This window comes from Mesorhizobium sp. LNJC405B00 (assembly GCF_000502615.1).
GTDB lineage: Bacteria > Pseudomonadota > Alphaproteobacteria > Rhizobiales > Rhizobiaceae > Mesorhizobium.
In genome coordinates this window covers 348,837-375,594 of record NZ_AYWC01000009.1, presented here as the reverse complement: position 1 = coordinate 375,594, position 26,758 = coordinate 348,837, and the positions used below count along the sequence as shown (strand labels likewise).

Annotated in this window: 22 protein-coding genes and 3 pseudogenes; 18 read left to right on the top strand and 7 right to left on the bottom strand. The window is 63.2% G+C overall.

Translation table 11 applies throughout. From position 1 onward, the window contains the following. Nucleotides 1–261 precede the first annotated feature (261 nt). Both X756_RS0134795 and X756_RS147035 read left to right on the top strand, forming a co-directional pair. Nucleotides 262–3,192 (top strand): autotransporter domain-containing protein, encoded by a 2,931-nt coding sequence (locus tag X756_RS0134795; protein ID WP_156941397.1) that lies wholly within the window; start codon nucleotides 262–264, stop codon nucleotides 3,190–3,192. A 206-nt stretch (nucleotides 3,193–3,398) separates the two neighbouring features. Then, nucleotides 3,399–4,475 (top strand): YeiH family protein, encoded by a 1,077-nt coding sequence (locus X756_RS147035; RefSeq protein WP_023730525.1) that lies wholly within the window; start codon nucleotides 3,399–3,401, stop codon nucleotides 4,473–4,475. Nucleotides 4,476–4,503: 28 nt separating this feature from the next. Here X756_RS147035 and X756_RS147040 read toward each other — a convergent pair whose 3' ends face one another. Then, nucleotides 4,504–5,001, bottom strand: a complete 498-nt coding sequence (locus X756_RS147040; RefSeq protein ID WP_023730524.1) for a GAF domain-containing protein — start codon at nucleotides 4,999–5,001, stop codon at nucleotides 4,504–4,506. Between the two features lie 183 nt (nucleotides 5,002–5,184). Between X756_RS147040 and X756_RS01000000165740 the strand changes: the two are divergent. The 6 genes and pseudogenes from X756_RS01000000165740 to X756_RS1000000169970 all read left to right on the top strand — a co-directional run. Continuing rightward, a pseudogene (locus X756_RS01000000165740) lies at nucleotides 5,185–6,088 on the top strand (GlxA family transcriptional regulator). Between the two features lie 322 nt (nucleotides 6,089–6,410). Beyond that, nucleotides 6,411–7,715, top strand: a complete 1,305-nt coding sequence (locus tag X756_RS147045; RefSeq protein WP_023694382.1) for a Xaa-Pro peptidase family protein — start codon at nucleotides 6,411–6,413, stop codon at nucleotides 7,713–7,715. Nucleotides 7,716–8,121: 406 nt separating this feature from the next. Beyond that, nucleotides 8,122–8,799 carry an isochorismatase family protein gene (locus X756_RS147050; protein ID WP_023730522.1) on the top strand — a complete coding sequence of 226 codons (678 nt, stop codon included), beginning with the start codon at nucleotides 8,122–8,124 and terminating at the stop codon, nucleotides 8,797–8,799. Nucleotides 8,800–8,802: 3 nt separating this feature from the next. Further along, complete coding sequence (locus X756_RS147055) at nucleotides 8,803–9,861, top strand: alpha/beta hydrolase (RefSeq protein ID WP_084569932.1); 1,059 nt, start codon at nucleotides 8,803–8,805, stop codon at nucleotides 9,859–9,861. A 270-nt stretch (nucleotides 9,862–10,131) separates the two neighbouring features. Further along, nucleotides 10,132–11,772, top strand: coding sequence for an ABC transporter substrate-binding protein (locus tag X756_RS147060; protein WP_023730520.1), 1,641 nt, complete (start codon nucleotides 10,132–10,134; stop codon nucleotides 11,770–11,772). Nucleotides 11,773–11,896: 124 nt separating this feature from the next. Next, nucleotides 11,897–12,123: pseudogene (locus tag X756_RS1000000169970) on the top strand (tetratricopeptide repeat protein); the annotation flags it as partial. Nucleotides 12,124–12,196: 73 nt separating this feature from the next. On the opposite strand, the gene X756_RS147065 reads toward X756_RS1000000169970, so the two are convergent. Beyond that, the gene (locus tag X756_RS147065) at nucleotides 12,197–13,075 is read right to left on the bottom strand and encodes a hypothetical protein (protein ID WP_023730519.1); all 879 of its coding nucleotides are present in this window, start codon (nucleotides 13,073–13,075) and stop codon (nucleotides 12,197–12,199) included. Nucleotides 13,076–13,138: 63 nt separating this feature from the next. Beyond that, on the bottom strand, nucleotides 13,139–14,026 hold the full coding sequence (locus X756_RS147070) for a hypothetical protein (RefSeq protein WP_245264537.1): 888 nt from the start codon (nucleotides 14,024–14,026) through the stop codon (nucleotides 13,139–13,141). Nucleotides 14,027–14,071: 45 nt separating this feature from the next. Between X756_RS147070 and X756_RS147075 the strand changes: the two genes are divergently transcribed. Genes X756_RS147075 through X756_RS147105 form a run of 7 tightly spaced genes read left to right on the top strand, consistent with a single transcriptional unit; the run spans nucleotide 14,072 to nucleotide 20,480 of the window. Beyond that, a complete protein-coding gene (locus tag X756_RS147075) occupies nucleotides 14,072–14,704 on the top strand; it encodes a DUF4129 domain-containing protein (protein WP_023730518.1) in 633 nt (210 codons plus the stop codon). Then, a complete protein-coding gene (locus X756_RS147080; protein ID WP_023689654.1) occupies nucleotides 14,701–15,906 on the top strand; it encodes a hypothetical protein in 1,206 nt (401 codons plus the stop codon). The genes X756_RS147075 and X756_RS147080 overlap by 4 nt, the downstream gene beginning before the upstream one ends. Next, a complete protein-coding gene (locus X756_RS147085; protein WP_023689653.1) occupies nucleotides 15,893–16,849 on the top strand; it encodes a MoxR family ATPase in 957 nt (318 codons plus the stop codon). The genes X756_RS147080 and X756_RS147085 overlap by 14 nt, the downstream gene beginning before the upstream one ends. Then, nucleotides 16,846–18,156 (top strand): DUF58 domain-containing protein, encoded by a 1,311-nt coding sequence (locus X756_RS147090; RefSeq protein WP_023730517.1) that lies wholly within the window; start codon nucleotides 16,846–16,848, stop codon nucleotides 18,154–18,156. The genes X756_RS147085 and X756_RS147090 overlap by 4 nt, the downstream gene beginning before the upstream one ends. Continuing rightward, nucleotides 18,153–19,172 (top strand): stage II sporulation protein M, encoded by a 1,020-nt coding sequence (locus X756_RS147095; RefSeq protein ID WP_023730516.1) that lies wholly within the window; start codon nucleotides 18,153–18,155, stop codon nucleotides 19,170–19,172. Before X756_RS147090 ends, X756_RS147095 begins: the two co-directional genes overlap by 4 nt. Next, nucleotides 19,159–20,019 (top strand): RDD family protein, encoded by an 861-nt coding sequence (locus tag X756_RS147100; protein ID WP_023730515.1) that lies wholly within the window; start codon nucleotides 19,159–19,161, stop codon nucleotides 20,017–20,019. The genes X756_RS147095 and X756_RS147100 overlap by 14 nt, the downstream gene beginning before the upstream one ends. A 26-nt stretch (nucleotides 20,020–20,045) precedes the next feature. Next, nucleotides 20,046–20,480, top strand: coding sequence for a hypothetical protein (locus X756_RS147105; RefSeq protein ID WP_156941396.1), 435 nt, complete (start codon nucleotides 20,046–20,048; stop codon nucleotides 20,478–20,480). A gap of 315 nt (nucleotides 20,481–20,795) precedes the next feature. Here X756_RS147105 and X756_RS147110 read toward each other — a convergent pair whose 3' ends face one another. Then, nucleotides 20,796–21,482: a D-lyxose/D-mannose family sugar isomerase gene (locus X756_RS147110; protein ID WP_023730513.1), complete on the bottom strand. Its 687-nt coding sequence runs from the start codon at nucleotides 21,480–21,482 to the stop codon at nucleotides 20,796–20,798. 152 nt (nucleotides 21,483–21,634) lie between these two features. Here X756_RS147110 and X756_RS147115 point away from each other — a divergent pair, with 152 nt between their 5' ends. The 3 genes and pseudogenes from X756_RS147115 to X756_RS1000000169425 all read left to right on the top strand — a co-directional run bounded on the left by X756_RS147115 (nucleotide 21,635) and on the right by X756_RS1000000169425 (nucleotide 23,356). Next, nucleotides 21,635–22,693, top strand: coding sequence for a D-TA family PLP-dependent enzyme (locus tag X756_RS147115; protein ID WP_023730512.1), 1,059 nt, complete (start codon nucleotides 21,635–21,637; stop codon nucleotides 22,691–22,693). 69 nt (nucleotides 22,694–22,762) lie between these two features. Further along, nucleotides 22,763–23,067 (top strand): annotated as a pseudogene (locus X756_RS1000000169430) (type II toxin-antitoxin system RelE/ParE family toxin). Further along, on the top strand, nucleotides 23,060–23,356 hold the full coding sequence (locus tag X756_RS1000000169425; protein ID WP_023672893.1) for an addiction module antidote protein: 297 nt from the start codon (nucleotides 23,060–23,062) through the stop codon (nucleotides 23,354–23,356). The pseudogene X756_RS1000000169430 and the gene X756_RS1000000169425 overlap by 8 nt, the downstream one beginning before the upstream one ends. Before the next feature lie 47 nt (nucleotides 23,357–23,403). On the opposite strand, the gene X756_RS147125 is transcribed toward X756_RS1000000169425, so the two are convergent. From X756_RS147125 to X756_RS147135, 3 genes are all read right to left on the bottom strand, one after another. Beyond that, nucleotides 23,404–25,035 carry a sulfotransferase gene (locus tag X756_RS147125; protein ID WP_031238866.1) on the bottom strand — a complete coding sequence of 544 codons (1,632 nt, stop codon included), beginning with the start codon at nucleotides 25,033–25,035 and terminating at the stop codon, nucleotides 23,404–23,406. Between the two features lie 35 nt (nucleotides 25,036–25,070). Further along, nucleotides 25,071–25,742 carry an outer membrane beta-barrel protein gene (locus tag X756_RS147130; protein WP_031238865.1) on the bottom strand — a complete coding sequence of 224 codons (672 nt, stop codon included), beginning with the start codon at nucleotides 25,740–25,742 and terminating at the stop codon, nucleotides 25,071–25,073. 192 nt (nucleotides 25,743–25,934) lie between these two features. Further along, entirely contained in the window at nucleotides 25,935–26,696 is a 762-nt protein-coding gene (locus X756_RS147135) for a heme ABC transporter permease (RefSeq protein WP_023715243.1), read from the bottom strand. Between the last annotated feature and the right edge of the window lie 62 nt (nucleotides 26,697–26,758).

Below are 26,758 nucleotides of genomic sequence, written 5' to 3'. Positions count from 1 at the left end.
GTACTGCCAGGCAACGCCAGTCTTCACCTTGCGCGGTGGTTGCTCGCCTAAACTGCTGCGCCGTCGAGTAGGGCTCTCGTACGCGTACAAAAAAACAGCAACAGCTAATATTGTTGGACATTCAACCTACCATTGGTTCAAATTTCTATTTGATCTAATCTTGGCATCATAATATAAGCGGAGAAGCACTGGACGGGCTGACGGGGGGGCGCCATGCATCGGGGGCTGGCAAAGCGTACAATCTCACGTTTGTTAGGCGCGATGACGGTCGTCTACGCGCTCGCGGGCACGACGTCAGCGCTCGGGCAGTCTTGTAGTCCCACACAGACAGCTCATGCTTTTAGCTTTACTGGCGGCGACCAGTCCATCTCGGTTCCTGGCAACACCCATTCCGCCACAGTATACCTCAAGGGAGCGCAAGGCGGGGTTGGCAAGAGCGGCGCCGGCACCATCGGGGGCAGCCCATTGAGCCCAGGCGGCGCCGGCGGGCTCGGCGGCCAGGTGAGCGGTTCCTTGACTGTCGCGCCGGGTGACATCCTTTCTGTCGGCGTTGGCGGCCGTGGCTCGCTCGCGGTCAATCCCGGTGGCGCGAGCGGTACTCCCGACGGCGGCAATGGTGGCGGGGCGACCGACCTGCGGCTGGGCGGAACCCGCCTGGCAATTGCTGGCGGCGGTGGCGGCGGTGGCAACGGGGGCTGGCACACTACAAATTCGATAGCTGGTGGCGCCGGTGGCAAGAGCGGGGGATCCGGCTCGGCAGGAACCGATGTTTCGGGCGGCCTTGGCCCCTTTGGCGGTGAAGGTGGCACTGTAGGTGCCGGTGGCGCGATCGGCGCTGGGTGCGATAGTTTTCCTGGCACGGCCGGTCAGACAAATGGCCAAGGCGGAACTGCACGAAATTTCTCAGGGTCTTTCCTGGGCGCCGGATATGCTGGTGGCGGCGGTGGCGGGGCTACTGTCGGCGGCGGTGGTGGCGGCGCAGGCGTCGGCACGACCTCGTGCCAGCAGAACTGGAACGGCGCCGGCGGCGGCGGCGGCGGCGGATCATCGGATGCCGGCTCGCTGCAATCGGCTGCGGTGGCGGAAGGCGTCAATTCAGGCGATGGGTCCGCATTGATCTGTTTTGATGAGCCGCTCTATGTGATCAGCGGCACGGCGAGCGGTCAGACCGGGACGGTGAGTTTGAAATTGACATCAAGCTCGCCGGCAGGGACGCAAACCAGGGACGTGAATGTCGGCGATACCACCTTTGCCTTTGCGGATGGCCTGCTGACCGGCTCCAACTGGAGCGTTGATGTTACTGCCAAGCCGGCCGACCAGACATGCACGGTCACGACGGCCTCGGGCACGGTGGCGGGAGCCGACGTGACCAATCTTGTCCTGTCCTGCACCACGGTGACGGTGGAGTTTTCGCCGGCAACATTGCCGAATGCACATATTGGCACGCCGTACAGCCAGACCATCACCGCAAGCAGCCCCAATGGCGGCGCCGCACCCTACACCTTCACCGTGGTTTCCGGCTCGGTGCCTCCCGGCCTCGCACTCTCGCCTGGGGGTACACTGGCTGGCACACCCACTGTCGCGGCCAATTACGATTTTACGGTGCGGGCCACGGACAGCAACGGCTTTACCGGCCAACGTGACTACACTGTGGTCGTCGAGATCCACTTGCCGTCGGCACAGGACCACACGCTGGACGTGATGGCCGGAACGACCGGGTCCCTCGACCTGACGCAAGGGGCTACGAATGGGCCGTTTACCAGCGCCACGATTGCCTCGCCGCCGCCGAGCGAAGCGGGCACGGCTTCCATTGTGCCCGATGGCGGCGCTTATATCCTGCAGTTTGCCGCGGCAGCCACCTTTGCCGGCACAACCAGCCTGACCTACACGCTCTCGAATGCCGACGGAACGTCACCTCCGGCAACCGTGACCATCAACGTCACGGCACGGCCCGACCCCTCCCGCGATCCGGAAGTGATCGGCCTGATTCGGGCACAGGTGGAGGCGGCAAAGCACTTCGCCGACATTCAGATCCAGGGATTTGGACAGAGGCTGGAACAGCTCCACAATGAGGGCGACCAGCGCCACAATTCGATAGGCCTCAGCGTTGCCGTCCAGCAATCGTCGGACAATCCCGACGCATACGCTCAGCAGCAGAATGCGGCGAACGATCCGGCGCTCGCCGCAATCGCCACGGCATCGTCGCAGTCCACTTACGGAGCGCCCAATCCGGAGCGCATTCAGCCCAACGCCAACGCAAAGCAGGACAGGACTTCGGCCGGCGCGTCGCCGATCAAGACCGGACAGTCTTCAACTGGCACGGACGTGGACACCCAGACGTCGTCACTGCCGGCCGAGAACCCATTTGGCGAACTGGCCTTCTGGAGCGGCGGCTACGTCAATTTCGGCACCGATGACGATGGAGCCATCAAGCTCGACCATACGCTGGTCGGCGTGAGCGTCGGTGCCGACTACCGCTTTTCCCCGACCTTCACCGCCGGTCTCGGGTTTGGCTATGGCCATGACGTCACCGACGTCGGGAGCAACGGCACCGAAAGCCGCGCCCATGCCATCTCGGTCGCCGCCTATAGCAGCTACCGCCCGGCGCCAGATTTTTTTGTCGATGGCCTTGCCGGCTATGGCGCCCTCAATTTCGACAGTGAGCGCTATGTGACCGATACCGGCGATTTCGCGTCTGGAACGCGCGACGGAAGCCAGGTCTTCGGGTCGCTGACGGCGGGCTACGAATTTCGCCGGCCGGACTCTCTGATATCACCCTATGGACGTCTGTCGGGGTCCCACTCCACGCTTGACGGCTTCACCGAGACGGGTGGCGACATCTATAATCTGACCTTCGGCAAGCAGACCGTCGACACGCTGTCGGGCACCCTTGGCCTGCGCATCGAGAACAACATTCCTACCAGCTGGGGTCTGCTCACACCGCGCGCGCGCTTTGAGTATACGCACGACTTTGCCGGCTCCAGCCGCGTCAGCCTCGGCTATGCCGATATCGGCACCACGCCCTACGCGCTGGACGCAGATGCCTTTTCCAACGACTATTTGTCAATCGGGCTCGGCGTCGATGCGCAAATCGGCGGTATTGCCTTCGGGCTGAACTACAGCACCGCGGTCGGCAGCAACGGCGACAGCCAGGACCATACGATCGCCGCGCGAATTGGGATGAAATACTAGGGCATGATCCCAAAAAGTGGGGTTAGATCGTGATGGGAATTCATCATGATCTAGGGCGGCTCCAGGTTTCGCCCGGCCGCTCTTTCTCATTCTGACCTCGGCCGCCCTAAATGTTCACAAAAATCGATCATTTCAACAAAAACAATTCGTTGGAAAGATCGATTCTGGAATGACATTCTCCTGAGGTCCTTGCGTGGAGAATTGCATTGTCTTCCGCCGCCCAGCTAGCGAACGATATTCCGATCAGCATGATTTCCGCCGATCTGGCCGTGGGCCGGAAGCGGCTCGGTTCCGTGTGGAATGGCGTCATCCCCGGGATCGTGCTGGTGGCGATGATCACGGGGGTGGCCTTCTCGGCCCATAATGTCTCCGGCTTCGCGCTGTTCAGCCCGATGATCCTCGCCGTCGTCGCCGGCATGATCTATTCCAACGTGCTCGGCACGCCCGCCCACGCCAAGGCCGGCATTGCATTCTCGCAGAAGCGCCTGCTGCGCTTTGCCATCGTGCTGCTCGGCTTTCAGCTGACGCTCGGCCAGGTCGTCTCCATCGGCGCCGGCGGCGTCGGCATCGTGGCGCTGACCCTTGGAGCGACCTTCGTCTTCACCATTACGCTTGGCCGGCTGATCGGCGTCGACGCCAAGCTGGCGCAGCTGATTGCCGCCGGCACCTCGATCTGCGGCGCTTCGGCGATCGTTGCCACCAACATCGTCACCGATGCGCGCGACGAGGACGTCACTTATGCCGTCGCCTCGATCACGCTGTTCGGCACCGTCGCCATGCTCGGCTTTCCGCTGCTGGCGCCGGTGCTCGGCCTCGACCAGCACGCATTCGGCCTGTGGGCCGGCGCCTCGAACCACGAGGTGGCACAGGTCATCGGCGCCGGCTTCCAGAACGGCGCCCAGTCCGGCGAGATCGCCACCGTCGCCAAGCTGACCCGCGTCGCCCTGCTGGCGCCGATGGTGATCGCGCTCGGCCTGATGACGCGCCGCAAGAGCAATGGCGATCGCCCAAGCAGCCAATCCGGTGCGCGGCCGCCGATACCGTGGTTCGTCGCCGCTTTCGTCGCCGTCGTGGCGCTGAACAGCCTGGTTGCCGTGCCGGCCGAAGTGAAGTCGGCCATGGCGTTCGCCACCACCATCATGCTGACCATGGGGCTCGCCGCCATGGGTCTGCAGGCCAACATTTCGCAGCTGCGCTCGCGCGGCCTTCGCCCGCTGGCGCTCGCCTCCTGCGCCTTCCTGTTCATCGGCTGCTTCAGCCTGATGCTGGTGAAGTTCGCTTAGTCCTCGAACTGATGCTGGTGAAGTTCGCTTAGTCCTCGAACGAACTCGCCGCGACATAGATCGCGGCAAGCGCCTCGATGCCGGCCTGGTCGTCCTTGTCGAAGCGGCCGGGCGTCGGGCTGTCGAGGTCGATCAGGCCGAAGACGCCGTCACTGTCCCTCAGCAGCACGACGAGTTCCGAGCGCGAGTCGGCGTCGCAGGCGATGTGGCCGGCAAACTCGTGCACATCCTTGACCAGCATCGACATTTCGAGATCGATCGCGGTGCCGCACACGCCCTTGCCGACGGCGATGCGCACGCAGGCCGGCTTGCCCTGGAACGGTCCAAGCACCAGCTCCTCGTCGGACGCCAGGAAATAGAAGCCGGCCCAGTTGAGATCGGGCACCATCTGGAAGATCAGCGCCGATGTGTTGGCGGCGTTGGCGACGGAGTCGCTCTCGCCTTCCAGCAGCGCCTTCAACTGGGTGGCCAGTTCGCGGTAGAAGGCCGGCTTGTCGGTGCTGTCGATGGTCTGGGCCGCAAACATGGCGTCGTCTCCATTGCCGGCGGGCCAAAAAGCCCGTTACATTTCCTGTCTGCCACCAATGACGCTCCCAGGAAATACACAATTGTGAATACCGACCGTGCCAGCCAAACACACGACCGGGCGCAACCCGCAGCGAGCGAAGGTCCCCTCACCTTCGCCGTTCTGGTCTTTCCCGGCTTTCCAATGATGGCGTTCAGTTCGGTGATCGAGCCATTGCGCGCCGCCAACGTGCTGGCCAAGCGCGAGTGCTATCGCTGGGTGATCGTCGGCGCCGACCAGGGCACGGTCGAGGCATCCAATGGGGTTGTCATACAACCGGGATTCTCAGCGTTCGGCGCGCCGAAGGTCGATCGCATCGTCGTCTGCTCGGGCGGCAATGCGGACCTCGTCGTCGCCGACGATGCGGTTGCCTGGATGCGCAAGAGCCTGCGCGCCGGCGCTCACATAGGCGCGGTGGCCGACGCCGCCTTCTTCCTCGCCAGGGCCGGCCTGCTCGACGGCCATGCCTGCACCTTGCACTGGACCAGCCAGGCGGCATTCACCGAGGCCTTCCCGGATATCGAGCTCCGGCGCGATCTCTACGTCATCGACCGCAAGCGCTTCACCTCGGCCGGTGGCGTCGGCAGCCTCGACATGATGCTGGAGATCATCACCAACGATTATGGCGGCGAGCTCGCGGCCGGCGTCGCGGAATGGTTTGTGCACAGCCCTTTGCGTTCGAGCGTCGACCGCAAGCTGATGCCGCTCAGGCTGCGCACCGGCGTCCAGAACGAACTGGTGCTGTCGGCCATCGCCATCATGGAGGATGCGGTGGAAGAGCGGCTCGGNGCTCGGCATGACGGAGCTGGCGGCAAGGCTCGGTGTCTCCTCCGACAAGTTGGAGCGCAATTTCCGCGCCCAGCTCAGCATTTCGCCCAATGCATATTACCGGCGGCTCCGGCTGCGGCGCGCCGCCGACCTGTTGGCCCATTCGACGCTGATGGTGCGAGACGTGGCGCTGGCCTGCGGCTTCGCGTCGATGTCGAGTTTTGCCAGGGCTTTTCGCGAAGAGCATGGCCACGCGCCGAAGGCGATGCGGCGGCATTAGGGGGCGCTGCGCGCTAACGCGGTGAGATGCTGGCGGGACAGCGCCCCCCTCTGTCCTGCCGGACATCTCCCCCACACGGGGGGAGATCAGATGTCGCCTCGGCTTTCGCCAATCACCAACGTTGCAGCGAGCGGGACGCGAAAGCTGCTAATCTCCCTCCTTGTGGGGGAGATGTCCGGCAGGACAGAGGGGGGCGCGAAGGATCGCAACATTGCCCTTTGTATCCATGCCCTTCTTGCGGCATTTCGCACGACATCTGCGGATTCTCGCACAGACATTTTTCGGCGGATGGCTATGGTCTAGCCCTTCAGGAGGCGCACCCATGAGCATCGTCGTTTTCGACCCGGACAGCACCGAGGATGTGGATTTCAAGGACCGCATGCGCCACCCGGTCGCGGCCGACTCCGCCGGCGGCATGTGGCTGTCGGATACCGAGCCGTCCTTCATCGATGCCGACGCCTTGCGCAAAGGGCGGCTGGCGAAACTGCGCGGCTGGATGCGCGAGGCGGGCTATGGCGGCGTCGTTTTGTTCGACCCCTACAACCAGCGCTATGCCACCGGCTCGCGCAACATGTTCGGCTATTTCCTGCGCAACTCGACGCGGTATTTCTTCATCCCGACCGACGGGCCGATCGTGCTGTTCGAATACCCGCAGAGCTACCATGTCTCGATGGTGCTCGACACGATCGACGAGGCGCGCCCGTCCAAGCTGGTATGGTCTTCGGTCTCGGGCCGCGACGACGAAACCGCCGGCCCCTTCGCCGACGAGATCGCCGAGCTTTTGACGAAGCACGGCGGCGGCTCGATGAAGCTCGGGCTCGACCGCTGCAGCCATTTGCAGGCGCTGGCGCTGGAAAAGCGCGGCTGCGACGTCAGGGATTGTCAGGGCGAAATCCTGGCGGTGCGGGCGGTCAAGACGCCCGAGGAAGTCAAATGCCTGCAGGTGTCGATGGCGGGTGCGGAAGCCGCCGTCTACGCCGTGCGCGAGGCGATAAAACCCGGCGTCTCCGAAAATGAGCTGTTCGCCATCATGTATGGCGAGGTGATCCGCCAGGGCGGCGAGTTCATCGAGACGCGGCTCCTCACCTCGGGACAGCGCACCAATCCGTGGTTCAACGAGGCCAGCGGCCGCAAGATCCGGCCGGGCGAACTTCTGGCGCTCGATACCGATACGATCGGCTGCTATGGCTATTATTCCGATTTTTCGCGCACCTTCCGCTGCGGGCCGGGCAAGCCGACCGGCTATCAGAAATCGCTCTACCGCATGGCGCACGACCAGGTTCAGCACAACATTTCGATCGTCAGGCCGGGCATGGCTTTTCGCGAGATCGCCGAAAAGGCGTGGAAAATCCCGGACCGTTTCGTCGACCAGCGCTATACCTCGGTGATGCACGGCGTCGGCATGCATGGCGAGACGCCGTTCATAGCGCACGCCATGGACTATGAAACCTACGGCCGCGACGGTGTTGTCGTGCCCGGCATGGTGGTGAGCGTGGAAAGCTATATCGGCGAGAAAGGCGGCCGCGAGGGCGTCAAGCTGGAGGACGAGATCCTGATCACCGACACCGGCACCGAGCTTCTGTCGCGCTTTCCCTACGAGGATGAATTTCTGGAGAAGCAGGTTTGATCGCAGCGTCCCTCACTAACGTCAGCGCGGTATCGCAAACCTTCGGGAATAGTCGCGGCAGCTATGCCTTCGTCATCCTAGGGCGAAGCAAGGAGCGCAGCGACGCGGCGCAGACCCTAGGATCCATGCCGGGACTCCTCCGCGCCGCAACGGAGCAAGTTCTGCTCCGCCGCATTCCTTGGCCAATGTCACGGCATGGACTCCAGAGCGCCGCAACGGTGCAGATCCTGCACAGTTGCACTGCACGGTCGACGTCACGGAATGGATCCCAGGGTCTCCGCGACGCCGCTGCGCGGCTGCTTCGCCCTGGGATGACGAAGTTCGGAGGACGACGACCAATCTCCATCGCTTGCGCTGCCCTTGCGAGAAGAGCGGCGGCGTTGGTCGCGAACCAAGGCCTATCCGCATGAAAAGCCCCATCTCGATCAAACGCGGCACGGTCGCCGCGGCGTTCATCGACCTCCAGGAAGAGCATCGGCAGGACAAGCGCTATCTGGTCGAAGGTTTTGGCGAGGTGCTGGCCAACGTCCAGCGCCTGCAGGCGGCGGCGCGGCGCAACTTCGTGCCGCTGTATCACTGGGCCTATGTCGTCGATACCGCCAAGGCGCGGCCGTTCCATCCGCTCGATGCCGACGGCAAGTCGGCTTTTTCCGACAAGAGCGATCCGCTGACGGAAATCTGCCCGGAAGTGGCGGCCGCGGCCGGCGAGACGATGCTGGTCAAGACGCAGGCCAGCGCCTTCGGCGCCGGGCCAGCCGCAACCGAACTCAAGGCGCGCGGCATCGAATGGCTGATCGTCGCCGGCGTCTGGACCGAGGCCTGCATCGACGCCACCGTCAAGGACGCGGTCGCATCCGGCTTTCGTGTGCTTCTGGTCAAGGATGCCTGCGGCAGCGGCAGTGCCGCCATGCACCAGACCGCCATCCTCAACCTTGCCAACCGGCTCTATGGCGGCGCCGTCACCAACACGATAGACGCGTGCCGGCTGATGGCGGGCGACACCGTCGATGCATGGCGGGTCGAGGGCTCGGTGCCGCTGCGCTTCACCTTTGAAAACGCCGAACGGCTCTACGGCGAGATCTGAGAGATGGGCACGATCCACAAGCTCAAGACCGCCAGGCGGGGGAAATACGCCACCCTGCTCGACCCGGCGCTGTGGGAGTATATCGACCTGGTCAATGACTGGTTCCCGCCAGAGACCGCCGAACTTCCGATCGCCGAGCAAAGGTCGGTCTATGATGCGATGTGCCGCGCCTTCCATCAGGGTTATCCCAAGGGGGTTTCGGCCAGCGACGGCATCATCGCCGCCGATGAAGGACACGCCATCCCGATCCGCTACTACCGGATGGCGGGCAAGCCCGTGCGCGCCGTTATCGTCTACTATCATGGCGGCGGCTTTGTGCTTGGCGGGCTCGACAGCCATGACGACATCTGCGCCGAGATCTGCGCCGGCACCGGTTTCGACGTTGTCTCGGCCGACTACCGGTTGGCGCCGGAGCATCCGCACCCGGCCGCCTTCGACGACGCGCTGACCGTGTTCGAATGGGCGGCTGTGACAACGGACCTGCCGATCGTGCTTGTCGGCGAAAGCGCCGGTGGCAACCTTGCCGCCGCGGTCGCGCACGCCTCGCGCCGCCACCTGCGCCGGGCGGTCGGCCAGGTGCTGATCTATCCCGGCCTCGGCGGCGACGAGAGTGCCGGCTCCTATGTCGAACATGCCGACGCACCGCTGTTGACACTGCGCGACATCGCGTTCTACCGCAACATTCGCTCCGCCCCGGCACAGCCGCCCGACGACCCGACTTTTTCGCCGCTGAGCGACAATGACTTCTCCGGCCTGCCGCCGACTGTCATCATCACTGCCCAGTGCGATCCGCTGTCGTCGGACGGCGAGACCTATCGCGACCGCGTCGTTGCCGCCGGCGGCCGCGCCTGGTGGTATGAGGAGCCGCGGCTGGTGCACAGTTTTCTGCGCGCCCGCAAAAGTGTTCCGCGCGCCGGCGAGGCGTTCGTGTGCACGCTTGCGGCCATCGCCGCCGTCGCAGTGCTCGGCAAGAACGATGAAGCGCTGATCTCCCCCCTCGTGGGGGAGATGGCCGGCAGGCCAGAGGGGGGCGCGAAGGATCGCGGCCCTTCAGTATCCTAAATCAACGCAACGATTATCTGTGAAGATACTCCAGTCGGCAGACGGGATGGCGGGACAGCGCCCCCCTCTGTCCTGCCGGACATCTCCCCCACAAGGGGGGAGATTGTCCGTCTACCTCTGCGGAGTGGCGCACAAGAATTGCGGAAATGAGAACATTTCCCGGGATCGGCCCGCTTTATCATCACCTGCTCAGGCAACGGCGCCCGATGATCGCATCCGCCCCCCAGCGGAGGCGGACCGTCGGGGCGCCCAACAAAAGAGGGAACAACGATGAAATTCATGCTGACCGACCGCAATTTGCACCCGCAGGCGAAGCCCGTTGCCGATGATTTCAGGAAAGGCGGCGTCAACCGGCGCGAATATCTCGCCATCATGGCCGGCTTCGGCGTCAGCGCGGCCGGAGCACTGGCATTGGGCGGCCTCAGCGCGTCGCCCGCCCGGGCAGAGGAGCCGAAGCGCGGCGGCACCTTGCGCGTCGCCATGAACGTCAAGGGTTTCAAGGATCCGCGCACCTTCGACGGTGTCGAGATGTCCAATGTGGCGCGCCACTGCAACGAATATCTGGTGCGCTGGAACCGCGACTTCACCTTCGAGCCGTGGCTGCTCGAAAGCTGGGAAACCAGCGACGACGCCAAGACGCTGACGCTGCATGTGCGCAAGGGCATCGCCTGGTCGAATGGCGACGCCTTCAACGCCGATGACGTCATCCACAATCTCAGCCGCTGGTGCGATGCTTCCGTCGCCGGCAATTCGGTCGCCGCACGCATGGGCGCGCTGGTCAATGCCGACACCAAGAAGCCGGTCGATGGCGGCATCGAGAAGGTCGACGACTTCACCGTAAAGCTCAATCTGCCGAAACCCGACATTTCGCTGATCGCCGGCATGGCCGACTATCCCGCGCTGATCATGCACCGCTCCTATGAGGGCGGCGACGACCCGATGAAGGCGCTGGCGATCACCACCGGCCCTTGCGAACTGGTCAGCTGGAATGCCGAGACCAGTGCTGAGGTGAAGCGCAAGGACAAGCCCTGGTGGAAGGGCGACTTCTACCTCGAGGGCATCAAATGGGTCGACTACGGCTCCGATCCCAATGCGATGCTGTCGGCCTTCGAATCCGGCGAAATCGACACCGACCACGAGACCGCGTCCGACGCCGTGTCGCAGACCGAGCAAATGGGCTTGTTGAATTCCGAGATCGCCACCGGCTCGACTATCGTTGCCCGCTTCAATGTCGGCAACGCGCCCTATGACGACGTCAAGGTGCGCCGCGCCGCCCAGCTTGCGGTCGACAATTCGGCCGTGCTGGCGCTCGGCCTCGGCGGCCGCGGGAAGCCTGCCGACAATCACCATGTCGGCCCGATGCACCCGGAATTTGCCGATATCGGCCCGGCCAAGCGCGACACGGAACAGGCCAAGAAATTACTCGCCGAGGCCGGCAAGACGGACCACGAATTCGAGCTGATCTCGGTCGACGTCGAATGGCAAAAGAGCACCGGCGATGCGATCGCCGCGCAGATGCGTGAGGCCGGCCTGAAGATCAAGCGAACCGTGCTGCCCGCCGCGACCTTCTGGAACGACTGGAGCAAATACCCCTTCTCCACAACCGAATGGCTGGGCCGCCCGCTCGGCGTCCAGGTGTTGGCGCTCGCCTACAAATCGGGCGCCGCCTGGAACGAAAGCGCCTATGCCGACAAGGAATTCGACACGCTTCTCGACAAGGCGCTGGCAACGCCGGACGCCGCCCAGCGCAAGGAGATCATGGCCAGGGTCGAGCAGAATCTGCGCGATGCCGGCATCATCATCCAGCCCTACTGGCGCTCGGTCTACCGCACCTATCGCAAAGGCGTGCAGGGCTGCGAACAGCACCAGTCGCTGGAGCAGCATTTTGAGAAGGTGTGGCTGGAGGGGTGATCCTTTCCAGAACGAAAACGGCTGGGGGGTTCGGAGGACCACGCCAGCCGAATGCCATTTGCCATGCGCAAGAATTTTGGCACAGATTGCGCCTGACCGACTCTCGGCTCAGAGCGAATCAGGCATGGATCATTTCGACCTCGGCACCTATCGCCACCCCATTCCACCACCTCGGCCGAGACGCAGCGCTGGTTCGATATCGGGCTGAACTGGTGCTACGGCTTCAACCATGAGGAAGGCATAAAGTGCTTCGAGAAGGCGCTGGAGACAGATCCTGATTGCGCCTTCGTGCATTGGGGCATCGCCTATGCCGCCGGGCCTTTTTATAACCTCACCTGGAAGGAGCACGGACGAGCGTGCAGGCGAAACACGCTTGTTGTCACTGAGATCCCGCCGTCCGACCAGCCGAGTCAGCTTTCGCCTCCTACGAGAAAATCTCCGCCAGTTCGTCGACGCTGGTGCCTTCCTTGACCTGGCGCAGTTCGACATAGGTGACGGCAATGGTCACCGACAGCATCGTCGAAAAGATCGTCGACACCAGAGTGCTGCCGAGCGCTCCGACCAGGACACCGACGCCGGTAATGCCGCCGGTGGTGGCGACCGCCAGTCCGAAAAACAAAGTGAACACCGCCTGGATGAGCATCGCCGCCACGCCGATGATCAGCAGCAGCCAGAATATCGACCAGCGGCTGCCCTTGGTCAGGGCACGGCTACGCGATATCGAGCCGAATACGCCAAGCCGCTCCTGAACCGCAATGGGCACGGAAACCGACACGGAAATCAGCCACATAAAAGCTGGGATCAACGCCAGGGCAAGCCCGATCAGCCAGCCGATAGGGGGGATGACCCAGGCGATGAAAACCATCACAAAAACAGCCACCACCACAGTGACAATGACCAGAATGCCTATGCCCAGCGTGGGCAAGAAGCTGCGCAATGCTATCTGGAGGCAGTCGCCGATGACCGGCCGCTTGCCGTTCAAATCCTCGATCGCCGCCCTGACAAGCGCCGCTTGCACCAACAAGGTCAGCACGAAAATGATCAAGGAAGCGATTATCGACAAGGCCGAGTAGTCTCCCATGGCCGACGTTTCGAAAGCGGCGGCGTTCCCGGCGCTGTCGACGTTCACAGATGTAGCCACCCGGGACAGGTTCCAGAGGTTGTACAGCAGTGCGGGCAGTGTCGAGAAAAGTCCGACAACCACAGCAAGGAAACCCAGATTGCGGCCAATAACCGCGAAGCTGTTGCTGAAGACCCTGCCGATGCGGAATTTTTCCGGTCGGTCCTGCGCCAGTGACGTCACGATGCCTCCTGCCCTGGCACCCGCCTTGACCTGACCGGGTCAAGGCGGTGCAAACCCGTCGGCTTACGAGAAAATCTCGGCCAGTTCGTCGATGCTGGTGCCTTCCCTGACCTGGCGCAGCTCGACATAGCTGACGGCGGCGGCGACCGACAGCAACATCGACATCACGCTCTGCACCAGTGCCGCCACGACAGTAGCGACAATGTCGTGAAACAGGTAGACAAACACGCCCACCGCGCCCTGGATGACCATGCCGATGATGATCAGGACAAGGAACAAGCCGAAGAGCGACCAGCGGCTGCCCTTGGTCAGGGCGCGGCTGCGCGACATCGAGCCGAACACGCCGAGCCGCTCCTGGATCTGAACCGGTATCGCAACCGACCAGCCCAGCCACAAGATGATGCCGGGCACCAGCAACGCAAGCGCGGCTAGGCCTGCGCCCAGGCCGACGAGCAGGCCGATCGCCAATGTCGGCAGAAAATATCGGATGGCTATCTGCAGGCAATCGCCCAAGGTCGGCCGCTTGCCGTTCAAATCCTCGATTGTGGCTCGCACGAGCGCCGACTGCAGCACCAATACGAAAAGGGAGGCAATGAAACTGGCCGGGAGCGTCACCCAAATGTTGCTAAACACCAGGGCGGGGTCGGCCGCAGCGCCGGGATTGGCCGTCAGGAGCGCCTGCATGCGCGATTCGGTCCATAGCCGAAGAATAACTGCCGGCACCCCCGCAAACAGCACCGAAAGCCCCACGAAAAGTACGACGTTGCGGCCGATGACGGAGAAGCTGTTGTTGAAGACCCTGCCGATCTGAAATTTCTCAGGCCGTGCAAATGTTGCCGAAGTCATGATGCGCCCCCTGTTCCACCGCCGAATATTGTCCGGCAGCCGCAGTAGTAAATTTGCCAAGATTAACGACTGGCGTCTAGCCCACTTGCAAAAGTTACGCTGCATTGCCAGTGTCGGCTCGCGAACCGCAGGTTGCAGGGGGGCGAGAAGGTGACTGCTGCACAGCCGGACGCTGCGCAAGCCGAATGGCTGGCCAAACTGCACAAGCAGTTGCTGTCGGACGGTTCGATCCAGTTCGACCTGCCGGCCTACAGACCACCCGAGACCCCCGAGTGGCTAAGACCGCTGGGCGAGTTCCTGAAATCGCTCGGCCCTTACATGATCTATCTGTTCTGGGGGGCCGTGATCACAGGTGCCGCAATCATTCTGCTGCTGATTTTGCTTGAGGTGAAAGGCGTCGCCTGGCGCCTGCCCTGGTGGCGCAAAAAGAGCGTGACCGAGGCGGAAGCGACATGGCACCCCGACGTGGGCGCCGCGCAGGTCCTGCTGTCGGAAGCCGATGCGCTGGCCGCCCGGGGCGAGTATGACGAGGCGGTGCATCTCCTGCTGCGCCGCAGCGTTGCCGACATTGCCGGCCGCCTGCCCGACTTCCTGCGCCCGTCGCTGACCGCGCGCGATATCGCGGGAGCGGCGTCGCTGCCAACGCGGGCGCGTGGCGCCTTTACCCAGATCGCGCGCATCGTCGAGGCCGCTCTGTTCGCGCGCCGGCCGGTCGGGCCAGAGGGCTGGCAGGAGGCGCGCAGCGCCTATGAGCGATTCGTCTTCAGGGATGCCTGGATGTGAGTGACACGACAGCCGACATCGCCCAGCAGGAACCGTTCAGCCGCAGGACGCTGTTCTGGGGCATTTTCGCCAGCCTGCTCGCGGCGGCGGGCTTCTTCCTGTTGTCCACCTATGCGCCCGACTTTCGCCAGCCGAGCGTCGGTGGCGCAACGCCGCTGTCGAAGAGCGGCATCGGCTATGCCGGTCTGGCGCAATGGCTGAAGCTGACCGGCGAAGCGCCCGACATGGCGCGGTCCGACAGCGATCTCGAGACCGAAATGCTGCTGATCGTCACCATTTCACCCGACAGCGACCCGGATGCGCTTGCCAACATCATCAAGCTTCGCAAGGGCCTGGATACGCTGTTCGTTCTGCCCAAATGGGCGACCTTGCCGCTGTTCCAGCATGAGGGCTGGGAGATGAAGATCCAGCGGCTGCCGGATGTGGTGGTCAACGACTGGCTCGGCCGCATCGCCAAGGCGACGCTCGGCGAAGGTGAGACCATGGCCAAGCAACTCGACGTCGCAGGGCAAATGGTCAGCGTTCCCGGCCAGCTGCAATGGGTGGCCGACGAACACCCGCTGATTGCCGCCGGCAACGGCAAGGCCGTGCTGACCGAGGTCGAAGACGAGCGGTTCTACATTCTGACGGACCCCGATCTCATCAACAACGCTGGCTTGAAAGATCCCGACAAGGCGGCGGCGGCGCTCAAGCTGATCGAGCTCCTCCAGCCCGAAGAGGGTGCCGTCATGTTCGACCTGACGCTGCATGGCGTCGGGCGAAAATACGATCTCGCCAAGCTTCTGGTCGAACCGCCTTTCCTGGCGCTGACGCTGACCATCCTGGCGGCGGCGGCACTTGCCTTCCTGCATGGCCTTGGCCGGTTCGGGCCGCCACGGGCCGATCAGCGCGCCATCGCCTTCGGCAAACGCGCGCTGGTCGACACCACGGCGATGCTGTTGCGCCGCGCCGGCCGGCTGGAAGAACTAGGCGACCGCTATGGAGCCCTGGCGCGGGTGCGCTCCGGCGCACTGCTCGGCGCGCCGCATGGTTTGCAGGGCGAAGCGCTCGACCGCTGGCTCGATTCCCGCGATAAGGGCGAAACCGGCGGTTTCACGACCCGCCTGCAAGCGGCGAACGCGGCAAAAACCCTGACACAGATGCATGATGCAGCCGAAAAGCTGCACGACTGGACGGCAAGGAGGCTCGGTGAACGTCGATGATGTGAAGGCCCTGGCGACACAGATCAGGGAAGAGGTGGCCAAGGCCATCACCGGGCAACACGATACGGTCGATCTGATGCTGACGGCATTGTTCGCCGGCGGGCATATATTGCTTGAGGGACCACCGGGCACGGCCAAGACCATGACGGCGCGCTGCTTCGCCCAGGCGCTGGGCGTCGCCTATGGCCGCATCCAGTTCACGCCCGACCTGATGCCCGGCGATATCGTCGGCTCCAACATCTACAATTTCCAGTCCGGGCAATTCACGCTGACGCGTGGTCCGATCTTCTGCGACCTGCTCCTCGCCGACGAAATCAACCGCACGCCGCCCAAGACCCAGGCCGCCCTTCTGGAGGCGATGCAGGAGCATGCCGTCACCTTCGACGGCACCACCCATGCGCTCGGCCCGAACTTCATGGTGGTGGCGACGCAGAACCCGATCGAACATCAGGGCGTCTATCCCCTGCCCGAGGCGCAGCTCGACCGTTTCCTGTTCAAGCACCGGGTGAGCTACCCCGGCCCCGAAGAGGAAAAGACGATCATCATCCACCACGGCGGCGGCACCGCCTCGCACGACATCAAGCAGTACGGCATCACCGCCCAGGCCGACCGCAAGACGCTGGAAAAGGCGCTGGCGACCGTCGGCGAGGTCACGCTGGTCGACGATGTCGTCGACTATATTGCAAGGCTGGTGCGGGCTACGCGCGAAAGCCCCGATCTCGAAGTCGGCGCCAGCCCGCGCGCGGGCGCCATGCTGGCGAGAGCCGCGCGCGCCCGGGCGGCGCTCGACGGACGCGCCTATGTCATCCCCGACGACGTCAAGGCGCTTGCGGTGCCGGCGCTGCGCCACCGGGTGATCCTGTCGCCTGCGGCGCAGATCGACGGCCGCCTGGTCGAGCAGATCGTCACCGACCTCGTCGACCAGACGGAAGCGCCACGTTGATCTATCCGAGCGGCCGGGCAGTCTGGGCAGGTGCGGCCGGTGCAATACCGGCCTTCCTGATCGCGCTCGCGCTGCCGTCTCTGTGGTATCTCGGTCTTTTGTGGATTTGCGTGCTGCTTGCTTTCCTGGCCGTGGACGCGGCCGCCGGGCGCGGTCGGGCTTCTCTGAACGCCAGCATCCATGCACCGCCGCAGGTCAGCGTCGGCAGCCAGTTCACCGTCCACGTCACGGCCAGGCTTGGCGGGCGTCCGCGCGCGGTGCAGGCGCGTCTCGGCCATGATGCGCGGCTAGAGCCGCTGGGCGGCACCGGCGGGGCATTGACTGCTGAGGCCGGCAGCGCATCGCTCGACCTCAAATTCCAGGCGCTGCGGCGCGGCATGGCCAGGTTCGACCGCCTGTGGGTGCGCTGGCGCGGGCCGTTCGGGCTGGTCTGGAACCAGGTCGTGCTGCCGATGGACAGCAAGGTGGCGGTGCTGCCCGACGTCAGCAGCGCCCGCGACGAGGCGATCACGCTTTTGCAGCGACAGGCGCTGCCCGACGGCCATGCGCAGCGCCGAGCCGGCCAGGGCCGCGAATTCGAGGCGCTCAAGGATTACCAGCCCGGCATGGGCCGGCGCATGATCGACTGGAAGCGCAGCGCCCGCCACGGCAGGCTTCTGGCGCGCGAATTCCGTATCGAGGAGAACAACAACATCGTGCTGGCCATCGATAGCGGCCGGCTGATGTGCGAGCCCGTCGACGGCGTGCCGAAGGTCGACCGCGCCGTCACCGCAGCCTTGCTGTCGGCGTTCATTGCGCTGAAGGGCGGCGACATGGTCTCCCTGTTCGGCTTCGATGCGCGGCCGCGCGTCTCCAGCGGCGCCGTGCGCGGCTCCGCCAGCTTCGCCATGATCCAGAAGCGGGCGGCGGAGATCGACTATTCCACCGAAGAGACCAATTTCACCCTGGCGCTGACGACCCTTGCAGCAAAGCTCGACCGGCGTTCGCTGGTGATCATCTTCACCGACTTCGTCGATCCGATCAGCGCCGAACTGATGCTGCGCACCGTCGGCCGGCTCACCGAACGGCATCTGGTGCTGTTCATGATGATGAAGGATGTCGAACTGGAGACACTGGCCGACATGCCGCCGGACGCACCGGAGGATGTGGCGCGCTCGGTTGTCGCCGGCGGGCTGCTGCGCGAAAGGCAGGTAGTCATCGGCAGGCTCAGGCTGCTCGGCGCGCATGTCATCGAAGCCGACCATCAGAGGCTCGGGCCGGCACTGGTCGAGCGCTATCTCGAACTCAAGCGAGAGGATCTGTTGTGAACGCGCTGGTCGGCAAGGATGCGGTGCGGCAGTCGCTGGCGAGCTTCCGTTCGGAGCGCGAGGCCGACTGGAAGGCGTTCGAGGCGCTGCTTGCCCGGGTGGAGAAACGTGCGCCGCGCACGCTGTCGGAAGACGAGCTTTTGTCGCTGCCGCTGCTCTACCGCTCGGCGCTGTCCTCGCTTTCGGTGGCGCGGGCGACGTCGCTCGACAATGCGCTGGTCAGCTATCTCGAAGCGCTGTGCCTGCGCGGCTACTTCTACCTCTATGGCGCGCGTCGCGGCTTGCGGCAGCGCATCGGCGATTTCTTTCTGCATGACTGGCCGCATGCCATTCGCGATTTGTGGCGCGAGACCTTGCTGTCGGTCGTCCTGACCTTTGTCGGCGCCGGCGCCGGCTACTGGCTGGTGGCCAAAGACAAGGGCTGGTTCGACGCCATCATTCCGCCGAGCCTGGCCGGCGGGCGCAACCCGGATGCCTCAGTCGAAGTCCTGCGACAGGTGCTTTATGACGGCGCCGACAGCAATTTCCTGTCGGGCTTCGCCGCCTATCTGTTCACGCACAATGTCCAGGTGGCGATCCTTGCCTTCGCGCTCGGCTTTGCTTTCGCGGTGCCGAGCGTGCTCCTGATCCTGATGAATGGCTGCCTGCTTGGCGCGATGTTCCAGATCTACATCGCCAAGGGGCTCGGGCTGGAGCTGGGCGGCTGGCTGTCCATCCATGGCACCACCGAGATGTTCGCGATCGCCTTGGCGGGCGCCGCCGGCATGCGCATCGGCACGCGCATCGCCTTCCCCGGCGAACTGACGCGGATGACGGCTGCTGCCTATGCCGGGCGCGTGGCCGCCACCACCATGGTCGGGGTGACGATCATGCTTTTGTTTGCCGGCCTGCTCGAAGGCATCGGCAGGCAGGTGATCACCAGCGACGTGACACGCTATGCCATTGGCGGCGTCATGCTGACGCTGTGGCTTTGCTATTTCTATGTGTTCAGGGTGGTGCGGCATGGCAACCGCTAGGCGTGCTGCCGTCTCGACAATACGGCCGCTGATCACGCCGGAAGGCGTCGATCTCCGGATCAAGCTCGCCGATGCCGGCACCCGCGCCGCCGCCTTCCTGCTCGACTTTGTCATCATCATCGTCACGGCGATCGTGATCTCGATCGTTGCACTGTTCGGGCTGGCCGGCCTCAAAGGCGAAGGCGCGCAGCCGCTGTTCATCGTCTGGATCATCCTGATCTTCTTCCTGCGCAACGCCTATTTCATCGTCTTCGAAGCCGGCCGCCGCGCCGCCACACCCGGCAAACGGATGCTCGGCATCCGGGTGGCATCGCGCAGCGGCGCCGGCCTGTCGATCGATCAGGTCATTGCCCGCAACCTGATGCGCGAGATCGAGATCTTCCTGCCGCTGTCGATCATCCTAGGCCGCAGCCAGATGGGGCTCGCCGACACGCTGTCGACGATCTTCGGGCTGGTCTGGACGCTGCTGTTTGCGCTCTTCCCGCTGTTCAACCGCGACCGTATGCGGATCGGCGACCTGCTTGCCGGAACCTGGGTGGTCGAGGCGCCGAAACTGGCGCTGGTCGAGGACCTGTCGCAACGCCAGAACGCTCGCGCCTTCCGCTTCACCCAGGCGCAGCTTGACGCCTATGGCATTGCCGAACTGCACAAGCTGGAAGAGGTGCTGCGCCGCGACGACTATTTCGCGCTGAAAGCGGTGGCCGAGACGATCGGGCGCAAGATCGGCATGATGGTCGATGCCGTCGATTCCAGGGCCTTCCTCACCGCCTATTACGGAGAGCTGCGGGCACAGCTCGAACGCAAGCTGCTGTTGGGCAACCGCAAGGCGGATAAGTATCAGCGGTGAGCTGTGCCTCAGATGGGAGTCGATACATGAGACATTGCTTCCTGAACATAGTTGATAAAAGTGTGTTTGCAATTCCGATGGCTACCACCCGCGACGGCTGGGAGAAGTTCGCAGGTCCCGTCATTTTGATTGGCGAGCTACCTTCGGTCTCCGACAAAGAGATCGGTCTAGCAACACTCAACGCGCTTGGTGCTTATGCCAGCGATGTGCCCGACGACATCGTACACACGGTTCTTCTTGACAGCTCGGCTTCGCGGTTCGGCTTCAAGTCGTACAACTCCCTCCTTCGGAAATCCCGTCAGATGTCGGTCGACCAGGGAAGGGACGACAAATTCACACTTACCCCCTATGCCAAAATCAACAGAGAGAGTGCCGTGCCGCTGGACACGATCTTGTCTTCAACAGATACGCCAGAGGATCTCGGGCGTGCTGTTCGAGAGTGCATTTCGCTTTGTCGTTAACAGCGTCGAGTAATCGGTCACCATGAACACCTCTCCATCCGAGCTCGAACTCCAGGAAATGGAGGCGCGCGTGCTGCCGCAGCTCAGCCCGGCCCATGGAAATCATGGGTCGAGGGTCGGGATTTGCTGAGCAGATCGAATTTCATTCAAACCGATGAAGGCGCGGATCGCGGCGACGATATCGAAATGGCCAGCGCCACGGCCGAAGACCAGGATTTCATGGCTGCGGCGCGGCAGGACATGCCTCGCCTGATCGCCGAAGTGCGCAGGCTGGGCGCACTTCTCAATCAAACGAAGTAAAAGCGGCGAGGCCGCCTACCCCACCCACTTTTCATAGTCGGACACCAGCAGGTGCACCGGCGCAACGTCCTCGTGGATGTTGGAGAAGCGGCCGATCGGTTCGCGGAAGACGTTGTCGGTAAGGTCGTCATTGACGGTCGAGACCTCGCCGATCAGCACATCCTTGCCCTCGGCCCAGAAGGCGTGCCAGACGCCGGGCATCAGCGTCACGCTCTGGCCCGGGTCGAGCTTCAGCAGCCCGCCTGCCGGCAGCCTGTGGATGGTGCCGTCGACCGGCACCGACACTTCGGCCTTCGGATCGATGCCGCCGTCGCGATCGTGCATGAACAGTTCGAGCACCAGCTTCCCGCCGCCACGGTTGATGATGTCCTCGGCCTTGATGTTGTGGCGATGCATCGGCGACAGCTGGTCCTTGCGCGAGATCATGATTTTTTCGGCATAGAGCATGCCCATGCCCTTCTTCATGTCGGCATAGACGCCATTGCGCACCGTGAACAGGAACAGGCCGAGTTCGTCGAATTTCTCCTGGCCGTAATCGGTGATGTCCCAGCCGAGCCGCGAGGTGAACACGGCCGCGGAGTCGGCCTTGTGCGCCTTCATCTCCTCCGGTGACCAATAGGCGAAAGGCGGCATGATGTAGCCGAACGAGCGGATGAAGGCGTCGGCATCGCGGATGATGTCGTTGACGGTGGAGCGTTTCATGGTCGTGATCCCTTCGCGTCGCATTCCCTGGAATTGCCTAAAGCGCATAGCCGAACAGCGCCGCGGTGTCGACGCAAACTGCATGCTGGCCTCATGACATCCGGCCCGATCGAGGCCATAAGTCCAGGCTAAATTCCCAAGGTAACAATCCCATGCACAGCATAGACGACCTCGATACGCCGGCGATCCTGATCGATGCGGCCCGCGCCGAAGCCAACATCATCAAGGCGCAGGCGCATGCCGACCGCCACGGGCTAAAACTCAGGCCGCACATCAAGACGCACAAGCTGCCCTATTGGGCGAAGAAACAGGTGGCGGCAGGTGCGGTCGGCATCAGCTGCCAGAAGATCGGCGAGGCGGAAGTGATGGCCGATGCCGGGCTCTCCGACATCTTCCTGCCCTACAACATCCTTGGCCGCGCCAAGCTGGAGCGCCTCAAGGCGCTGCATGGTCGTGTGACGCTGTCAGTGACGGCCGACAGCCGCGAAACGCTGGAGGGGCTCGCCGCTACTTTCGTCGATGCCGGGCGGCCCCTGCCCGTGCTGGTCGAATGCGACACCGGCATGGGCCGCTGCGGTGTGCAGAGCGCCGCCGAGGCGTTGGCCTTGGCGAAAATCATCGACCAGGCCAAGGGGCTCACCTTCGGCGGACTGATGACCTACCCCGCGGCAGGCCGCGCCGCCGAGGCCGAATCCTGGCTGGCCGGCGCCAAGCAGGCCCTTGCGGCGTCGGATCTCGCCTGTGAACGCATCTCCAGCGGCGGCACGCCGGATATGTGGCGCTCCGGCGAGGACAGCGTGGTCACCGAATACCGCCCCGGCACCTACATCTATCTCGACCGCTACCAGGTCGCCAAAGGCGTCGGCACGCTCGACGATTGTGCGCTGACGGTGCTCGCCACCGTGGTCAGCCATCCGACGCCGGCCCGCGCCATCCTCGACAGCGGCAGCAAGGCGCTGTCCAGCGACACGCTGGGGCTCGCCGATTTTGGCGAGCTGCTCGGCATGCCCGGCGCCCGCGTCACCAGCTTGAGCGAGGAACATGGCACGGTCACGCTTGCGAATGGCGCGAGCCTGCGCATCGGCGAACGCGTTCGCGTGGTGCCTGATCATTGCTGCGTCGTGACCAACCTGTTCGACCAGGTGCATCTGATCGACGGTCACAAGGTGCTGGAAACGCTGAAGGTGGAAGCGCGTGGGCGGATGGGGTGAGGCTTTTCGTTTTGGAGGCTCGCCCTATTTCGACATTGACGAATTGTAATTTATAACTTACTAGTCCCCATGGCAATCCTGAAGCAGACAGCCACCTTTCGGAGGTGGCACCAAAAGCTGAAAGACGGAAGAGCCAAGGCGGCAATTGCCGTTCGGCTGCAACGTTTGATTGTAGGAAATCCCGGCGACGTGGCCCCAGTGGGTGAACGCATCAGTGAATTGCGCATTCACTATGGGCCCGGCTATCGCGTTTATTTCACAAGCGCGGTGAAACGGTCATCCTGCTCCTGTTCGGCGGGGATAAAAGTTCACAAGAAACCGACATACGGACAGCAAAGCGCCTGGCCGTAGAATGGAGTGACGACAATGGTTGAAAAAATCTATGATTTCGATCCCGCCGAAATGCTCGATTCCGATACGGCAATCGAGGCGTTTCTGGCAGAGGCAATGGAAACCGGAGACGCCAAATTCGTCGCGTCGGCCCTCGGTGTCGTTGCCCGCGCCAAGGGGATGAGCAACATTGCCAGAAAGACCGGCTTGGCTCGCGAGCATCTTTATACCTCGCTCAGCGAAAACGGTAATCCTACGCTGGAAACCACACTGGCGGTCATGAAAGCATTCGGCTTTCATTTGGCCCCAAAGCACGATGCAACTCAGGTCTAATCTACGCCAGCGCGCGTCGAGCGCGAGGTTGTTCGGGCCAACTGAAATCAGGACTGATAAACCGGACCCAGCGCCGCCTTCAGCGGATCCAGCGCGTCGCCATACAGCTTCCAGCGCTCGACCGAGGATGAATAGATCGGCTGGCGCACCTGCCAGCGGCTCGGCGTCCGCACGGTGCGCTCGGTCTCGTTGAAACGCAGGCAGGCATCGTCCCACTCAACGCCGAGGAATCCGATCAATACACGGGCGCGATTTTCGAAATCGGCGACCGTTTCCTCGTAGGGCATGTCGTGGATATTCAGCGGGATGACCTTGGTCCAATGGCGCATCAGGCGGTCATACTGCCGGTAATACTGCCCAAGCTTGGTCAGATCGGCATTATAGCCGTGCGCCTCGGAAAAATTATGCATGAAACAGGACGCGCAATTGTCCATCGGGTCACGCCGGCAATGGATGATGCGGGCATTCGGCAAGATCAGGCTGATGAAGGCCAGCAGCTCGAAATTATGCGGCATCTTGTCGACGACAAGCCGCACCGTGTTGTTGCGCTTTTTGAGATCGTCGAGATATTTCGATCCAAGCTCCTTGGCCTTGGCCGCAGTGAGCGCCGCCATGGCCTTGGTGAAAATGGCTGGGTCGAGCTTGTCGAACCCAAGTTCGCCGGCAAGTGAACGAATGGTCGACAACTCGCCGGCGCCATGGATATCGCGATGGCTAGCGCATATCTGCTCGGTCAGCGTCGTTCCCGACCGGGGCATGCCGACGATGAAGACCGGGCGCCTGGATGGATTTCCCAAACTGGCTCGCATCTTGAAGAAGCCAGCGTCGAAGGTGTCGATGAAGCTGTCGTAAAGCTGGGTGTGCCGGTCGATGTCGAAATCATTGCCGGAAATCGCCTTGGCCCTCGCGAAATGGCGGATGGCCGGGCCATACTCGCGCTGATCATTGAGCATCTTGCCGGCGGCGTGGTGCAGCACTACCCGCTCGCGATCGGTGGTTGTCGGCAATTCCAGGCGTTTCAGCACCAAAGGCAACGTCGGATCGTCCTTGACCGCCCGGCGCGCAAGCGCCATTCCAGCCAGCGCCTCGACATTGCCCGGGTCGATGGCAAGGGCCTTGCTGAAGCATTCGACCGCCTCGGCCGGCCGGCCAATGTCGGTGAGCAAATCGCCCATACCGGCAAGTGCCATCACCGACTGGCCGTCGATAGCCAGCGCCTGGCGATAGAACCCTTCGGCAATGTCGCCCTCGAGCTGGCTGCGGTAGGAGCGGCCGAGATTGCACAGCGCTTCGATGAGCCCTCCGTCGAGCTCGATCGCCTTTCTCAGATGTCTGCGCGCCTTGTCGACGTTGCCGGTGACATTGTAGGCATTGCCGAGATTGTTGCGGAAGATGGCGTTGTCCGGTTCGAGCTTGACCGCCCTTTCCATATAGGCAATGGCGGCGTCATGATGCTCGGCCTCGATGGCGAGCGTGCCCATCAGGTTCAGCGCCATGGCATTTTTGGGCTGCGTGCGAAGCACCGTCTGGTAGCAGAACTCGGCCTCGCGAAAACGCTTGCGCCGTTGCAGGTCGATGCCGCGCTGCAATGTCTTTTCCGCCGGCTCACCGGCGGTCGGCAGCGAGGCTGGGATCATTGCCGGCAGGCCCAGGGGTTGCCGGCGTGGCAAGAGCGGCATCCGTCAAATCCCGGTCGCGGCCTGCGACGAACCAATCAGAACTTCAGGGTAACGCCAAGCTGGAGATTGTGGGAGTACAATTTGGCGTTCTCGTATGTGCCGCCGCCATCATTGTCGTCTAGATCCACGCTTGTCACGGCCTTGAAGCGGTAACCGAAATCGAGGTCGACATTCTGCGTTACCGCGTAGGTAACACCGGTGCCCACCTGGCCGGCGAAACCCCAGCCGCCAGGCCCGTATCCATAGGCGTGGCCATCAAAGTGAGTATCGGCGGTAACATACGCCGCGCCGAGACCGCCGCCGACATAGAGTTTGGCATCACCAAAATGCGCAACATCGGCCCAGACGTTGGCGAGAAGATAGGTGGCCGACAGATTGCCGGAAGCCGGATAGTTGCCGACGCCCGTGTAGCTGTATTCGCTTGCCTTGTAGCGCGCGTAGGACAGTTCGCCTTCGACACGAAACACATCGTTGATGCGCCGACCGACAGCGCCGCCGATTACGAACCCGGTATCAAGATCGACTGAATACCCAGTACCATTGTAGTCCGTTTTCACATGGTTCGGGAAACTGGCGCCGCCGAAGAGCGTGACGTACCAGAGATCCTCTGCCCTCGGAACGTCGACGATCGCGTCGGCGGCGTAGGCCGAACTCCAGCCAAGCACCAATGCCGTTGTCGACACACCAGCTAGTAGAAGCAGTTTCATCGTCGATTCCCTCGTAGCCTTCCAGCTACTTGCTCGCCTGCGGTTGGAGCTGTCAATAAGCAGACGCAGTCAGGGCACTCTTTCAGGAATCCTCGTTGCTATGCAGCAACATAGCAGCATACTCTAATTTAGACGGAGACAGGCAAAGGCTGCTGTTTCGGTTGTCATTCGAGTGCCGGAAAAGAGAACCGCCTAGTCGCGTTGCTCTGCCTGCCGCGCCGCGATGCGCCGCATGGCAATGACCCGCCGGCGGCGGATCTCGGTGCGCATCGCCGTCAAATGCAGCGCGAAGAACAGCACGGTGAAGCCGAGCGCCATCACCAGCAGCGGCCATAGCAGGCTGGGATCGATCGTCGGCCCGCCGAGCCGGAACACCGAGGCCGGCTGGTGCAGCGTGTTCCACCAGTCGACCGAGAATTTGATGATCGGGATGTTGATGAAGCCGACGAGCGTGATGATGGCGGCGGCCCAGGCGGCGCGGCTGGCGTCATCCAGCGCACGCGTCAGCGCGATGATGCCGAGATACATCAGGAACAGGATGAAGACCGAGGTCAGGCGGGCGTCCCAGACCCACCAGGTGCCCCACATCGGCTTGCCCCAGATCGAGCCGGTGACCAGCGCAAGCGCGGTGAAGGTGGCGCCGATCGGGGCTGCCGACTTCAGCGCGACATCGGCCAAGGGATGGCGCCAGACCAGCGTGCCGAGCGCGGCGACGGCCATCACCGTGTAGCACATCATGGCGAGCCAGGCGAAAGGCACGTGGATATACATGATGCGGACCGTGATGCCCTGCTGGAAATCCTCAGGCGCGGCAAAGCTCATATAGAGACCGATGGCGAGCAGGATCGCGGCGATCGACGCCAGCCACGGCACCAGCCTATCGGCCAGCCCGACAAAGCGCGTGGGGTTGGCGAGGTCGGTCCAGCCGGCGAGGCGTGAGGAGGTATCGCTCATAAGGTCTAGATAGACCGGCGGCGCGTTCGGGGCAATCGAGGGAGGTCGCAGTCTTATTTACC

Bases quoted from the DNA above. Each gene is read 5' to 3' on its own strand.
- X756_RS147060 (WP_023730520.1), top strand. From the start codon at position 10,132: ATGAAATTCATGCTGACCGACCGCAATTTGCACCCGCAGGCGAAGCCC.
- X756_RS147135 (WP_023715243.1), bottom strand. From the start codon at position 26,696: ATGAGCGATACCTCCTCACGCCTCGCCGGCTGGACCGACCTCGCCAAC.
- X756_RS0134795 (WP_156941397.1), top strand. From the start codon at position 262: ATGACGGTCGTCTACGCGCTCGCGGGCACGACGTCAGCGCTCGGGCAG.
- X756_RS147110 (WP_023730513.1), bottom strand. From the start codon at position 21,482: ATGAAACGCTCCACCGTCAACGACATCATCCGCGATGCCGACGCCTTC.
- X756_RS1000000169425 (WP_023672893.1), top strand. From the start codon at position 23,060: ATGGTTGAAAAAATCTATGATTTCGATCCCGCCGAAATGCTCGATTCC.
- X756_RS147115 (WP_023730512.1), top strand. From the start codon at position 21,635: ATGCACAGCATAGACGACCTCGATACGCCGGCGATCCTGATCGATGCG.
- X756_RS147130 (WP_031238865.1), bottom strand. From the start codon at position 25,742: ATGAAACTGCTTCTACTAGCTGGTGTGTCGACAACGGCATTGGTGCTT.
- X756_RS147070 (WP_245264537.1), bottom strand. From the start codon at position 14,026: ATGCAGCGTAACTTTTGCAAGTGGGCTAGACGCCAGTCGTTAATCTTG.
- X756_RS147045 (WP_023694382.1), top strand. From the start codon at position 6,411: ATGAGCATCGTCGTTTTCGACCCGGACAGCACCGAGGATGTGGATTTC.
- X756_RS147040 (WP_023730524.1), bottom strand. From the start codon at position 5,001: ATGTTTGCGGCCCAGACCATCGACAGCACCGACAAGCCGGCCTTCTAC.
- X756_RS147105 (WP_156941396.1), top strand. From the start codon at position 20,046: ATGAGACATTGCTTCCTGAACATAGTTGATAAAAGTGTGTTTGCAATT.
- X756_RS147125 (WP_031238866.1), bottom strand. From the start codon at position 25,035: ATGCCGCTCTTGCCACGCCGGCAACCCCTGGGCCTGCCGGCAATGATC.
- X756_RS147055 (WP_084569932.1), top strand. From the start codon at position 8,803: ATGGGCACGATCCACAAGCTCAAGACCGCCAGGCGGGGGAAATACGCC.
- X756_RS147050 (WP_023730522.1), top strand. From the start codon at position 8,122: ATGAAAAGCCCCATCTCGATCAAACGCGGCACGGTCGCCGCGGCGTTC.
- X756_RS147100 (WP_023730515.1), top strand. From the start codon at position 19,159: ATGGCAACCGCTAGGCGTGCTGCCGTCTCGACAATACGGCCGCTGATC.